The organism is Kouleothrix sp. 19917 (assembly GCF_057073505.1).
In genome coordinates this window covers 2,202,613-2,216,355 of sequence record NZ_CP097099.1, presented here as the reverse complement: position 1 = coordinate 2,216,355, position 13,743 = coordinate 2,202,613, and the positions used below count along the sequence as shown (strand labels likewise).

11 protein-coding genes are annotated in these 13,743 nt (G+C 62.6%); 7 read left to right on the top strand and 4 right to left on the bottom strand.

Features of this window, described 5'->3' with window-relative positions; all coding sequences use genetic code 11:
- Positions 1-51 precede the first annotated feature (51 nt).
- Entirely contained in the window at positions 52-1,872 is a 1,821-nt protein-coding gene (locus tag M1P90_RS09230) for a peptide ABC transporter substrate-binding protein (RefSeq protein WP_483702324.1), read from the bottom strand.
- A 310-nt stretch (positions 1,873-2,182) separates the two neighbouring features.
- On the opposite strand from M1P90_RS09230, the gene M1P90_RS09225 reads away from it, so the two are divergent.
- Positions 2,183-4,096, top strand: a complete 1,914-nt coding sequence (locus M1P90_RS09225; RefSeq protein WP_483702323.1) for a sensor histidine kinase — start codon at positions 2,183-2,185, stop codon at positions 4,094-4,096.
- Positions 4,097-4,260: 164 nt separating this feature from the next.
- Positions 4,261-4,956 carry a response regulator transcription factor gene (locus M1P90_RS09220; protein ID WP_483702322.1) on the top strand — a complete coding sequence of 232 codons (696 nt, stop codon included), beginning with the start codon at positions 4,261-4,263 and terminating at the stop codon, positions 4,954-4,956.
- A gap of 211 nt (positions 4,957-5,167) precedes the next feature.
- On the opposite strand, the gene M1P90_RS09215 is transcribed toward M1P90_RS09220, so the two are convergent.
- The gene (locus M1P90_RS09215; RefSeq protein WP_483702321.1) at positions 5,168-5,977 is read right to left on the bottom strand and encodes an SDR family NAD(P)-dependent oxidoreductase; all 810 of its coding nucleotides are present in this window, start codon (positions 5,975-5,977) and stop codon (positions 5,168-5,170) included.
- Positions 5,978-6,099: 122 nt separating this feature from the next.
- Here M1P90_RS09215 and M1P90_RS09210 point away from each other — a divergent pair, with 122 nt between their 5' ends.
- On the top strand, positions 6,100-6,846 hold the full coding sequence (locus tag M1P90_RS09210; RefSeq protein ID WP_483702320.1) for an NAD-dependent epimerase/dehydratase family protein: 747 nt from the start codon (positions 6,100-6,102) through the stop codon (positions 6,844-6,846).
- A 6-nt stretch (positions 6,847-6,852) separates the two neighbouring features.
- Here the strand turns inward: M1P90_RS09210 and M1P90_RS09205 are convergent, their stop codons facing one another.
- Positions 6,853-7,458 (bottom strand): Uma2 family endonuclease, encoded by a 606-nt coding sequence (locus tag M1P90_RS09205; protein ID WP_483702319.1) that lies wholly within the window; start codon positions 7,456-7,458, stop codon positions 6,853-6,855.
- Between the two features lie 103 nt (positions 7,459-7,561).
- Here M1P90_RS09205 and M1P90_RS09200 point away from each other — a divergent pair, with 103 nt between their 5' ends.
- The 4 genes from M1P90_RS09200 to M1P90_RS09185 all read left to right on the top strand — a co-directional run bounded on the left by M1P90_RS09200 (position 7,562) and on the right by M1P90_RS09185 (position 11,266).
- Positions 7,562-8,692, top strand: coding sequence for an alpha/beta hydrolase family protein (locus M1P90_RS09200; RefSeq protein ID WP_483702318.1), 1,131 nt, complete (start codon positions 7,562-7,564; stop codon positions 8,690-8,692).
- A gap of 174 nt (positions 8,693-8,866) precedes the next feature.
- Entirely contained in the window at positions 8,867-9,247 is a 381-nt protein-coding gene (locus M1P90_RS09195; RefSeq protein WP_483702317.1) for a RidA family protein, read from the top strand.
- 6 nt (positions 9,248-9,253) lie between these two features.
- Positions 9,254-10,483 carry an amidohydrolase/deacetylase family metallohydrolase gene (locus M1P90_RS09190; protein WP_483702316.1) on the top strand — a complete coding sequence of 410 codons (1,230 nt, stop codon included), beginning with the start codon at positions 9,254-9,256 and terminating at the stop codon, positions 10,481-10,483.
- A 12-nt stretch (positions 10,484-10,495) separates the two neighbouring features.
- A complete protein-coding gene (locus M1P90_RS09185; protein WP_483702315.1) occupies positions 10,496-11,266 on the top strand; it encodes an SDR family NAD(P)-dependent oxidoreductase in 771 nt (256 codons plus the stop codon).
- A 335-nt stretch (positions 11,267-11,601) separates the two neighbouring features.
- Here M1P90_RS09185 and fusA read toward each other — a convergent pair whose 3' ends face one another.
- Entirely contained in the window at positions 11,602-13,695 is a 2,094-nt protein-coding gene (gene fusA / locus M1P90_RS09180; RefSeq protein WP_483702314.1) for an elongation factor G, read from the bottom strand.
- Between the last annotated feature and the right edge of the window lie 48 nt (positions 13,696-13,743).

The following is a 13,743-nucleotide window of genomic DNA, read 5'->3' as shown; positions in this document are numbered from 1 at the left end:
CGGAAACTGAGCGGTGGCCGAGACACCTCGGCCACCGCGGGAGCACGGAACTTACTGGCTCATCGTCACGTTCAGCAGGCCGGTCGTCATGCCGGGGTAGGTGTTCGAGTCCTGCGGGGTGATGTCGAAACCTTTGACGTAGGGCTTGACGAGGAAGCTGGATTTGCTGGTCGAGCGAATGATGTAGGGCGCGTCGCCGATCACCAGGCGCTGCGCGTCGTGGTAGAGCTGCATACGCTTGGTCGCGTCAACCTGCACATCGGCTTCTTCAATCAGTTTGTCGACTTCGGGGTTCTTGTAGCCAATGTTCTTGGCGAATGAGCTGCTGGAATGCCAGAACACACTCAGCCAGTTTTGCGGGTCGGGATAGTCGGCGCACCAGCCGCCACCGTAGACAAACTGCGGCGCGGTGTTCACATCCTTGCGCATGCCGTTGAGGGTTTTGCCCTCGATGGGGTCAGGAATCAGCGAGATGCCCAGGGTCTTCTGATACATCTGGATGAGGTATTCGACGCGGCCCTGCGTGGCTGGGTTGTTGCTGTTGTACGAGACCTTGATTTCGGGCAGGCCCTGGCCGTCGGCGAAACCGGCGGCCGCGAGCAGCTCCTTGGCTTTGGCGGCGTCAAAGGCCAGGCGCTTGTCTTCGGCGTCGTAGCCCGGGTAGCCCGGCGGGATCCACGAGGCCGTCTCGGCGCTGGTGTCCTTCAAAGCATCGCGAATGAAGGAAGCGCGGTCGAAGCCGACATTGAAGGCCTGGCGCACTTCCTTTTTGTCGAACGGCGCTTTGGTATTGTTCAGCTCAAACGACTCGGTGCACGAGCCCAGCGGCTCGATATACTCTTTGCTCAGCACCGGGTCGCTCTTGATCGTCGGCACGTCGTTCGGGTCGGGCGCGATGATGTCGACTTCGTTGTTCTTATAGGCTTGCAGCGCCACCGCCAGGTCGCCAATAAACAGCAGGCGCACTGCGTCGAGCTTGGGCCGGCCGGCCCAGTAGTTTTCGTTGGCCTGCAGCTCGATCAGGTTCTGCGACTGATCCATCGTCGCGATTTTGAACGGCCCGTTGCCAACGAGGTTGGCGGGGTCTTCATACCAGGTTGCGCCGCCATTGTCGATCAGCGATTGCTTGGCCGGGTAGAGCAGCCACAGCGCGGCAAGCGTGTGGAAGTAGGGGGTCGGCTGCGTCAGCTCGAACTTGACGGTTTTCTCATCGGGCGCGGTGACGCCAAGCTGGTTGAACAGGTCGGGCACCTTAGCCTCATCGGTCGGCACCTCGGTATTCAGGATCGCGTCGGCACCCTTGATCATAAACAGCGTGCCCTGGTAGTCGCCAATCACGCCGCGTGGGTCGAGCGAACGGCGCACTGCATCGACGAAATCCTGGGCCGCCAGCGGCGAGCCGTCGGCGTACTTCAGGCCGTCGCGCAGGTGGAAGGTGATCTCGGTCGCGTCGGGGTTGTAGTCCCAGCTTTCGGCGGCGGCTGGCACGGTTTTCAGGTCTTTGTCGAGGCGGGTCAGCCCTTCAAAGGCCAGGGTCAGCACGCCAATCTCATTCGCAATCGAGGCATCCTGCGGGTCGAGGGTATCGGGCCAGGTTACGAGGTTCGCGCGCAAGACGTTGCCAGCAGGTGTCGTGGCGTTGCCGCCCTCGGCGGGCGCGGCGGTGGCATCTGGGGCTAGGGCAGCAGTGGCTTCGGCGGCGCTGGGCGCAGTGGTCGCCTCGGCAGCCGGCGCGGCGGCAGTCGCCTCGGATGGCGCGGAGCTTGTGGCCGCTGGGGCGGCTGGCTGCCCACCGCCACAGGCGGCCAGCACTGGCAGCAGCAACGCCAGCAGCGCGACGATCCAATACAATCGGAAGCGTTTGGAATTCACTCGCTGATCCTTTCTGCGAATCAAGGAATACTCGGGCTTGAATGCGGCATTCTCGCGAAATGCGCGCATACTGCCTGCAACAAGGCAAATTCCCTGATAATAAACCTATGCCGATAGATTATAGAGCAATTAATTAATTGAGTAGTTAAGATCCTGAAAAACATTTGTAAACTTTGTAAAATTATGCCAATATCTCCTAAATGGCTGAAAAGCACTTGTAAAATATGTCAAAAGTGGCTTGTAAAAAATGTAAAGCTTGCAACAGATACTATTCAAGGCCAGAACGCTATGCTATAATGCCGACATGAAGATGATCCGAACTGCTAAAATTCCGCCAAATACGGCCGTTGTTCCGGGCCTGCTGGTTCTGCTGGTGATGCTGGCGTCGTTTCAGTACTACTGGCTGGGCGAGGTTAGCGCTGGCGAACGCGAGCGCATGCAGGCACTGGTAGATAGCGGAGCCCAACGTTTTAGCGAAGATTTCGACCTGGAGATCGCAAGCACCTTTCTGGGCTTGCAGATGCAGGCGAATACGGTTCGGTATAAGAGCTGGGAATTGTTCGCCAAGCGATATGATCACTGGTACAGCCATGTCGCGCACCCCAAGCTGGTGGGCGACGTATTTCTGGTGCAGCTCTACGAGCGCGACCCAATCAGCCTGATGCGCTACAACCCGGCGACGCGCAGCTTCGAGCCAAGCGACTGGCCAAGCTCCATGCGCGATCTGCGCACCCGCTTCGAGCAGTCGGTCAATGCCATGCATCTTGAAGATGGCATGCTGGTGGGCAATGCGCCCGACTCAGTTGCCGACGAAGTGCCCGCGCTGGTGATCCCGGTCGCCAATATGGCGCGTCTTTCCGATCCGCAAACGGCAGGTGTGGACAGCGATATCGAAATTGTGATCAACGACCGTGTGATCAAGCGGCGGCTTTGCGCACGCTGCAAACCGCAGCCCGACCCAATTTTCGCCTATACGGTTGCTGCGCTTGATCCTTCATATCTGTGGCAGCAGTTTGTGCCCGAACTGGCGCGCAAATACTTCGCCAATGCCGGCTCAGTCGATTACAACCTCGCAATTGTGCGGCGCGACCAGCCCACGCGCCTGATGTATCACTCGAATAGCGGCACCTATGAACTTGCGCCTAGCTCCGGCGATGCGCATAGTTACCTGTTTAGCTTGCGCCTTGATGAAATCAACCGCTTGCTGATCGACGATACCTTGCGCCTGGATGATTTGCCCGACGCCACCGATCGGCGCTCGTGGCTTTTTGCGATGGACCGTGCAGCAAAGCCTAGTACGCCCACAAGCAATGAGCCGCACGATGTTGATGCCGGTCGCTGGAAGCTGATCCTGACGCATCGCAGCGGTTCGCTGGAAGCGGCAGTTTCAAACTTGCGCCTGCGCAATATACTGATCAGCACCGGCATTCTCGCCCTGCTTGGCGTAAGCATGATGCTCATGGTGCGTTCGGCGCGGCGCGCCCAACGGCTAGCCGAGCAGAAAATTGAGTTTGTCGCGGCAATCTCGCACGAGCTGCGCACGCCGCTGGCGGTGATCTGCTCGGCCGGCGAAAATCTGGCCGATGGGGTGGTACTTGATCCGGCGCGGGCGCGGCAGTATGGGGCCGTGATCCATGGCGAGGGCCGCCGCCTGGCCGAGATGGTCGACCAGGCGCTGGAGTTTGCTGGCGCGCAGTCGGGCCGCAAGACGTATATTCCGCGCCCAATTGGCGTAAATGAGCTGATCCAGCGCGCGCTCTCGGCCTGCCAGGCGCAGGTTCGCGACGCCGACGCCCAGATCGATTTGCGTGTCCCCGAGGATTTGCCGCACGTGCTGGCCGACCCGACCGAGATGACGCGCGCGCTTCAGAACCTGATCCGCAACGCGATCAAGTATGGCGGCGAGCGGCGCTGGGTGGGGATTGACGTAACTGCGCACTATGGTGCGCGCGGCGCGGAGATCGCGATTGGCGTGCACGACAATGGCATGGGCATTGCGCCCGACGACCTCGCACATATTTTCGAGCCGTTCTACCGCAGCCGCGAGGCATTAGTAGCGCAGATCCACGGCAGCGGCCTGGGTCTGAGCCTGGTGCACCATATCGTTCGCGGCCACGGCGGGCGCGTCACGGTGTCGAGCACGCTGGGCCACGGCAGCATCTTCACCGTCTTCCTGCCCTGCGCAAGCACCGATGGCCGGCAGCCAGCGGCGGAACCAGCCTAATTCGTATTCAATGAGTTGAGACGTAACCACCAAGGCACGAAGACACCAAGAATAGCCTGCCAAGATGCTCAAAGATACATCTCACTCGTTCTTTCCATCTTCGTGTCTTGGTGTCTTGGTGGTAAAATCTTCGTCGCCGACCGGCGGCTAACGAATGGGTAGCTATGAACAAGCGCATTTTGTTTGTGGAAGATGAGCCGGGCCTGGTGATGACGCTGACCGACCGGCTGCGCAACGAGGGCTATGCCGTCGAGACCTCGACCGATGGCGAGAGCGGTTTTGCGCGCGCCTCGTCCGAGCGCTTCGACGCGATCATTCTCGACGTGATGCTGCCGCGCAAAAGCGGCCTCGATGTCTGCCGCGATCTGCGCCAGCGCGGGGTGACCACGCCGCTGATTATGCTCACGGCGCGCGGCCAGATTGTCGATAAGGTCGTTGGCCTCAAGCTCGGCGCGGACGACTACCTGACCAAGCCCTTCGAGATGAGCGAGCTGCTGGCGCGGCTGGAAGCCCTGCTGCGCCGCGCGCCCGCCGCCGAAGCCAGCCCGCCGCCCGCCACCGATGTCTACCAGTTCGGGCCGGTGCGCGTCGATTTCCGCCGCGCCGAGGTCGAGCAGCAGGGTCAGGCGATCGAGCTTTCTGCCCTGGAGTTCCGGCTGCTGCGCTATTTCATCGAGCATCGCGGCGCAACCATTTCGCGCGATGAGCTGCTGAATGAGGTGTGGGGCTACCACGCGCTGGTTTCGACGCGCACGGTCGACGTGCATGTGGCGTGGCTGCGCCAGAAGATCGAGCAGAACCCGCGCCACCCGCAGTATATTCTCACGGTGCACGGCATGGGTTATAAGTTTATTGGCTGAGCGCGGGGGGCAGGGGTCAGAAATCAGAATTTAGCTATTTGCACAGAGGAGACGAGCCACAGAGCGCACGGAGAGCACCGAGGTTTGTTTTCTTTCTCAGTGATCTCTGTGTTCTCTGTGGCTCAAAATAGTTCTGGGCAAGGTTCGCAGGGTAGGCAGTTGCCTGATCTATCCCCCATTCCCCAACCCCTAACCCCGCGCTGCAAGCGCATTACGCCGGGAACAATTGGCTGCCGCCGTCCACGCGCAGCACCTGCCCATTCACAAAGCGCGCCGCGTCGCTGCACAGGAATGCCACCGCGTCGGCCACTTCCTCGGGCTGGCCGTAGCGCTCAAACGGCACCTCCGTGTCGCGGTGGCGCGGGTCGGTCGGGCGTGTGGCGAGAAAGCGCGCCGTCATCGTCGGGCCGGGGCTGACGGCGTTCACGCGCACGCCGTAGGGTCGCAATTCCTGCGCCAGGCAGCGCGTCCACTGAATGATTGCCGCCTTCACCACCGCGTACACCACACCGTCGCGCAGGCCCACGTGCGCCGCCGTCGAGCCGATATTCACCACCGCGCCGCTCCCGCGCTCGCGCATGCCCGGGCAAACCGTCCGGCACAGGAGCATGGTGCCAATCAGGTTGCGGTCAAGCAGCGCGTGCACATCCTCGATCGGGATGTTGAGCGCGTCGTTGGGGTTGGGCTTGCCGCCGCGCGCCGCAATGTCGCCGCCCGCGCAGTTCACCAGAATCGTGATCGGCCCAAGCGCGGCCTCGGTTTGCTCCACCAGCGCGCGCACCGCCGCCTCGTCGGCAATATCGCCCGTCACCGCCACGGTTTTGCTGCCGTGCTCGGCCAGCGCCACCGCTACCGCGTCGAGGCTGCTCGCCTCGCCAAACTCGGCCGGCGCGTCCTGCGACACGTCGTGCACCGCCACCGCCGCGCCCAGTTCCGCCATGCGCGCCGCAATTGCGCGCCCCAGCCCGCGCCCCGAACCCGTAACCAGCGCGACCTGTCCCGTCAGTGTTCCCTGCTGCATGACAACTCCATTGGCTCCATGGCCCAGCAAATGATCGGAATGGCGCCATTGTACCCCAACTCTTCGGGCGGGCGGCGCGTTATAATGCACGCGTTTCTGCTCATCCCGAATCGGAGGACATTGTGACAAGCCCACGTACCATTCTGCTCACCGGCGCGGCCGGCCGCATTGGCAGCTTTCTCACCAGCCATTTTGCAAGCGAATACAAGCTTGTGCTCACCGACGTGCGCGCCCCCGCCGATGCCCACGGCTTTCGCTTTGTCGAAGCCGATATTGCCGACCTCGACGCCATGCGCGCCTTGTGCCAGGGCGTCGACACCGTGGTGCATCTGGCGGCCGACCCGCGCATCCACGCTGAGTGGGAAGATTTATTGCCGCGCAATGTCGTTGGCGTGCAGAATGTGTTTCAGGCCGCGCACGAAGCCGGCTGCCGGCGCGTGGTGTTTGCCAGCAGCATCAACGCGGTGGGCGGCTACCCGCGCGATATGCAGGTGCACACCAGCATGCCCGTGCGCCCGGCCAACCTGTATGGCGCGACCAAAGCCTGGGGCGAGGCGCTGGCGTGTATGTACGCCGATCAGCGCGGCCTGGCAGCGATCTGCCTGCGCTTCGGCTGGGTCGTCGATCGCGACAGCCCGCGCCTGCGCGACAGCCGCACCATGCTCGATCGCGTGCTGACCTACCACGACCTTGCGCGGCTGGTGCGCGCCAGCATCGAAGCGCCCGACGGCCTGCGCTTCGGCATTTACCACGGCCTGTCGAATAACCGCTGGAAGTGGCTCGACATCAGCGACGCGCGCGACGAATTGGGCTATGCGCCCGAAGACGACGCCTTTGCGCTGGCGGGTGTGTACGAGCCGCAGGGGTAAAAGGAGCTACGCCGGGGGAATGTCGCGCGGAAAGTCGCTGCCTTCAAGCTCGACTTTCTCGTAAATATCCGCCAGTGCAAGTGTGCAATTGATCGAATCGGTCCGAATAGATTCTTCGAGATTATTGGCTTCGGTAAGCTGCCATTTGCCGTTTGGCTGGCGGGTATACTGCTCGATATGGTGATGATCCTGCGCGATCAGAATATAATCCTGCAATGTGTCGATGGCGCGATAGCTTTCGAACTTCAGCCCGCGATCATAGCGTTCGGTCGATTCTGACAGCACTTCGACAATAACCGTCGGATTTAGCAGCGTATCGCGAACATCGTCGGTGAATTGCGGCGGGCCGCACACCACAACGACATCGGGATAGGTATTCAGACCTGTTCGTAGCACCTTGACGCGCATATCGCTGGGGTAGACACGGCAGGGCGTGCGACGAAGTTGGGCGTGCAGAGCGGCCAGCGTGTTGCCCGCAATCAGGTTATGCGCTTCTTTCGCGCCAGTCATTGCGTAAACGCGGCCGCGATAATATTCGTGTTTGTGCGCACTGCCACGCTCAAAGGCAAGGTACTCTGGTTCTGAAATTGCTGCCTTGGGTTGTGCAGTCATCTTCGTGCCGTTCCGCTAGCTGCGCGACCGATGCCCAATCATAGCAGCTTTGAAAGCCCGTCGCAAGCAATCTTGTTTCGGCATGTTGGAGGGAGAAAAAGGAATGATTCGTCAGCGATTGATGCTGGTGCTGCTTGGCCCCGCACTTGCCCTGGCGGCATGCGCGCCGGGCGCACAGCCCGCCGAGCCAACGGCTGCCGCGCTCGCGCCCACGGCCATCGAGCTGCCCACGGCCATAATACTGCCCACGGGAGCGCCCGCGCCGACAGCAGTTCCGCCCACGGGAGCGCCAGCGCCCACGGCTGTTTTGCCAACCGCCCAGCCCACACCCGACGCCTGGGCCGAGTATGCGCCTTACACCATCGAGGGCTTGCGGGCGCGCAGCTACGGCGAGGGCGAGATCGAGATCGTCCAAACACTGGAAGAAACCGCCCGTTTCACGCGCTACCTGATCGCCTACCCCAGCGACGGCCTGCGCATCACGGGCATGCTCAACCGCCCACACGGCGATGGCCCCTTCCCCGTCGTGATCCTCAACCACGGCTACTACCCGCTCGATGTCTACCAGACCGGCAATGGCTCCAAGCTTGCCGCCGACTACCTCGCCAACCGCGGCTTCATGACCGTCGCGCCCGATTTTCGCTCGCACGCCGGCTCCGACGACGCGATCAATCTGTTCCGCGCCGGCCACGTCATCGACACGCTCAACCTCATTCCGCTGGCTCAGAAGCTGCCTTCGGCCAAACCTGGCAAGGTTGGCATGTGGGGCCACAGCAACGGCGGCGCGGTCACCGCCAAGGCCATCACCATCAGCGACCAGATCGCGGCGGCGGTGGTGTATTCGCCCGCCTCGCTCACAATTGCCGAGGACTACGAGTTTCGTGTGGGGCGCTGGCGCGCGCGCGCTGGCCAGCCGCCAGGCCGCCGCACCGGCGTGCTCGACCCGGTGTCGGTCGAGTTTCCCGTCACGCCCGCCGAAGCGCCCGAGCTGTACCAGCGCCTGTCGCCGCTGCCCTCGCTGCAGTATGTCAGCGCGCCAGTGCAGATCCACTGGGGCAGCGCCGACGAAACCGTGCCCGCGAAATGGCCGGGCGACCTGCTGGTTGCCTTGCAGGCGGCGGGCAAGCCGGTCGAGTACTTCGAATACCCCGGCCAGCCGCACTCATTCACCGGCGCGGCCAACCAGCTCTACCTCCAGCGCATTGCCGAGTTCTTTGCAAAATATCTTCCCTAGCGCGCCAGCAAGAAAGAACATTAAACCACCAAGACACCAAGGCACCAAGGTTTTCAGAAAGACTCTTGGTGCCTTGGTGTCTTGGTGGTAAATCTCAAAGCTGTGCAAGTTGACGAGTGTGGCGAGCGGCGCTACACTGCCGGCGTATCCCCGCTGAACAGAAGGAGCAGACCCATGCCCAAGCAGCTGATCACGGTGCCGAATGGCCCCAAGCCCGGCGGCGCCTACTCGCCCTGCCTGCGCGCCGGCGATTTCATTTTTGTTGCCGGGCAAGGCCCGACCGACCCCGCCACCGGGCAGCTCGCCGGCGAAACGATCGAGGAGCAGACCGCGCAGGTGCTTGAGAACATCAAGACCATTCTGGCGGCGGCGGGCGCGAGCATGGCCGACGTGGTGAAGTCGACCGTACACCTGAGCGATCTGGCACTTTTCCCGCGCTACAACGAGGTCTATGCCCGCTACTTCCCCGACCCCAAGCCCGTGCGCACGACGGTCGGCAGCCAGCTCCTGGGCATTCTGGTCGAGATCGACGTGATCGCCTACGTTGGCGAGTAGCGCGCTATGTACGATTTGCTCATTCAGGGCGGCGACGTGCTTGATCCTGGCGCGGGCCTGCGCGGCCAGTTCGACGTCGCGATCACGCGCAACCGCATTGCCGCCGTTGAGGCGAATATCCCCGCCAGCGCCGCCTTTCGCACCATTGACGCGCGCGGCCAGCTCGTCACGCCCGCGCTGATCGACCTGCACACCCATATCTACCACCACGTCACCTACTGGGGCATTGATCCCGCGCCAGTCGCCGCACGCACCGGCGTTGGCACCTGGCTCGACGCCGGCTCGGCGGGTGCGTACACCTTTGCTGGCCTGCGCGACTTTGTGATGCGTCCGTCGGGCTTGCGGCTGTACGCGCTGCTGAATATCTCAGCCATCGGGCTGGTGGGCATCACTGGCGAGCTGGCGAACCTTGATTATTGCGACAGCGCGCTGTGCGAGCGGATCGTCAACCTCAACCGCGACGTGATCGTGGGCGTGAAGGCGCGCATCGACCGCAACACCGTGGCGGCCAACGGCCTGGAGCCGCTGCACCGCGCCCGCCGCGTGGCCGATGCCTGCGCGCTGCCCCTGATGGTGCATATTGCGCTTGGCCCGCCCGAAATCGACGATGTGCTGGCGCTGCTGCGCCCCGGCGACATTCTGACACACTGCTGCACTGGCTTGAGCATGCGCCTGATCGACGACGCGGGCGCGCTGCTGGCGGTGGCGCAACGCGCCTGGGATTCGGGCGTGATTATGGATCTTGGGCATGGTGCGGGCTCGTTCTCGTTCGCCAGCGCCGAAGCGTTTGGCCGCGCCGGTCGCTGGCCCGACGTCATTTCGTCCGACATTCACCAGCTCAGTATTCACGGCCCGCTGTTCGATCTGCCGACCTGCATGAGCAAACTGCTGGCGATTGGCATGCCGCTCGATGCGGTGATTCACGCGGCAACCGCCCGCCCCGCGCAGGTGCTGGGCCTCGCGCACGAGCTTGGTACGCTGCGACCGGGCGCGCTGGCCGATGTGGCGCTGTTCGAGCTGCGCAGCGGCAATTTTCCGCTATATGACATAACGCTCGACATGCGCGAAGGCACGCAGCTCCTGCACAACACGCTCACCATTGTGAATGGCCGCGATCTGCCGCGTCTGCCAGCCGAACAGGCTGCGCCCTGGATTGAATTGAGCGCCGAGCAGCGCGAAGTGCAGGCACGCGGCCACACGCCCGCAGATTTCATCAAAAACATTAAATTGACATAAGGAAGAACGTGTATGCAGCGCCTTGCGGGGAAAATTGCGCTGGTGACAGGCGCGGCACGCGGCATTGGGCAGGGCATCGCGCTGTGTTTTGCGGAAGAAGGCGCGGATGTGCTGGTGAATGACCTGCCGCCCGGCCCGCGCACTGCCGACGCCCAAGGCACCGCCGATTCGATTGCCGCGCTGGGGTGGCGCGCCCACGCCCATTACGCCGACGTGTCGGACCGGGCGCAGGTGGCGGGGCTGTTTGCGGCGGCGGTAGCGCAGTTCGGCGGGCTCGACATTGCCGTGGCAAACGCCGCGATCTCCATCCGTGAGCCAACCCTCACCGCCGATTGGGAGCACGTTCGCCGCACAATCGAGGTCGCGCAGTTTGGCGTGTACCACACTTGCCAGGCCGCCGCGCAGCAGATGGTCGCGCAGGGGCGTGGCGGCAAGATCATCATTATTGGCTCGGTGCTGGGCGAGCTGCCACTGCCCAACGGCGCGCCCTACAACATGGCCAAGGCCGCGATCAACCACCTCGCGCGCACGCTGGCGATCGAGCTGGCCGAGCACCGCATCAATGTGAACGTGATCAATCCGGGCTTCGTCGACACGCCCGGCGAGCGCGCCTTCGCCAGCGAGGAGCAGATTGCCGAGTGGAGCGCCGCGCTGCCGTGGGGGCGGGCTGGCACGCCACGCGACATCGGGCGGGCGGCGGCTTTCCTCGCCAGCGCCGACGCCGACTATATCACCGGCAGCTCGCTCACCGTCGATGGCGGTTTCAAGCTGCGCATGCCGTAGTTGTAGAAATAGCCGAGTGCAAACGGTTGAGCCACAGAGCGCACAGAGGTCACTGAGTACTTTGGAAAATAAATTTCCCTGTACTCAGCTTCCAGGAAGCTAAAGCCAGTTGTGCTTCAACCTGATAACCAGATAAGCTTCCTGGAAGCTTGCCCGTTGTATGAAATAACGTATTTTCCAGAGTACTGAGAATGATGGTCAGAAACTCAGAGTACTCGGCGTTCTCTGTGGCCCAATACTTCTGCACGTTACTCTAGGTCACAACAATACGCAGGGACGAGGATCTGATCTGATCCTCGTCCCTGTGTGTCTTCGCGGCAAGCGCTGAACGTGCCTTAGTGCGCCACTTTTTCCTCGGCGGCCAGGTTCTGCGCCAGGTGCGCCGGCAGGTCCTCGAAGTGGTCGAAGCTCATCGAGAAGCGCCCGCGCCCCTGCGTCAGCGAGCGCAGGTCGGTGGCATAGCGCTGGATCTCGGCCAGCGGCGCGTGCGCGTTGATCGTCGTGCGGCCACTGCCGTCGGGCAGCATGCCCTGCACGCGCCCGCGCCGCGTCGTCATGTCGCTCATGATGTCGCCAGCGAACTGGTCGGGCACGCTGATCTCCATGGCGTAGATCGGCTCCATGATCACCGGCTGGGCCTTCTGCACGGCGAGCTTAAACGCCTCGTGCCCGGCGATCTTGAACGCGATTTCCTTGCTGTCGACCGGGTGCATCTTGCCGTCGAACAGCGTCACCCGCACGTCGACGAGGTGATTGCCCGAAACAACGCCCTCGGACATTGCTTCGCGCACGCCCTTCTCAACCGCTGGCACGAAGGTCCTGTCGATCACGCCGCCAACGATGGCGTTCACGAATTCCAGCGGATCTTCGCGCGCGGGGTCGGGCGTGAGCGGCTCGATGCGAATGCTGACATCGCCAAACTGCCCGGCGCCGCCAGTTTGTTTCTTATGGCGATACTGCGCCTCGGCCTTGCCGCGAATCGTTTCACGGTAGGGCACGCGTGGCAGCTCCAGGTCAACATCGACATTGAACTTGCGCTTCATGCGCTCGGCAATGATCTGCAGGTGCGGTTCGCCCAGGCCCGAAAGCAGTGTATCGCCGCTCTGCGCATCGCGCGAAACATGCAGCGTCGGATCTTCCTCAACAACATTGTGCAGCGCCCCGCCCAGCCGGTCGAGGTCGGCACGCGTCTTGGGCTTCACCATGGCGCTGTAGGCCGTGGCCGGGAAGCTGATCGGCGCAAGCTGGAGCGGGCGGTCGTGCGAGCACAGCGTATCGTTGGTCGCAACATCCACCAGCTTGGTGATCACGCCAATCTCGCCGGGGCCAAGTGTTGGCACCGCGATCTGTTCTTTGCCGCGCATCACATAAATCTGGCCGATGCGCTCGTCTTTGCGGGTGCGCGGGTTAAAGATCGAGGAGTTCGCGTGCAGCTCGCCGCTAAACACACGCACAAACGAGATCTTACCATACGGGTCGACCAGCGTTTTGAAGACCAGCGCGGACAGCGGCTCGGAAACGGCTGGCTTTAGCTCGACGTTCTTGCCCGAGAGCAGGTCGTTGGCCTGGGTGGTTTTGCGCGCGGCAGAGGGGAAGCTGTCGAGAATGCCGTCCATAAGCTGGGCGGTGCCGTGGGCCTGGTCGGCCGCGCCGCAGAACACCGGCACAATCGAGCCGTTCGCGATACCGGCGCGCAAGCCGCGCTGGATATCGTCCGCCGAAAGTGCATCGGGCCCGTTCTCAAGATATTTCTCGATCAGGTCGTCGTTGGTCGCGGCGATCTTGTCGATCAGCTTCTCGCGCCATTCCTGCTCGATGCCAACCATATCGGCGGGGATGTCGGCCTCGACAAAGGTGCCATCGTGCTTGTCGGCAATCATCCAGGCGCGCTGGCGGCGCAGCGAGATAATGCCGCGAAATTCGCGCTGTGAGCCGATCGGGATTTGCATGGGGATGACCGCTTCGTCGAGCATTTCCTGGGCCTGCTCAACGGCGCGGAAGAAGTTCGCATTTTCGCGATCGAGCTTGTTGATGAAGAGAATGCGCGGCACGTTGGCGGCCTTGGCCGCCTCCCAGACCATCTCCGTGCCGACTTCCACGCCGCCGGCCGCGTCCATCACGATCACCGCGCCATCGATCACGCGCATCGCCGAGGCAACCTCGCCCGCGAAATCGGCGTAGCCGGGAACATCGATCAGGTTGATCTTATCGTTCTTCCATTCGATCGGGGCGATGCTCAGGTTGATCGACTGCCGGCGCTTCTGCTCATCCGGGTCGTAATCGCTGACGGTGTTGCCGTCCTCGACGCGTCCCGCGCGGGAAATGGCCTTGGCGGTGAGCAACAGCGCCTCGGTAAGCGTGGTCTTCCCGCTGCCGCCATGGCCGAAGAGTCCGACATTGTGGATCTGCTCGGGTCCGTAAGATCGCATCAGGTCCTCCTTGACAGAGCGAAGGATGAACAGTGAGCAGAAGGAGAC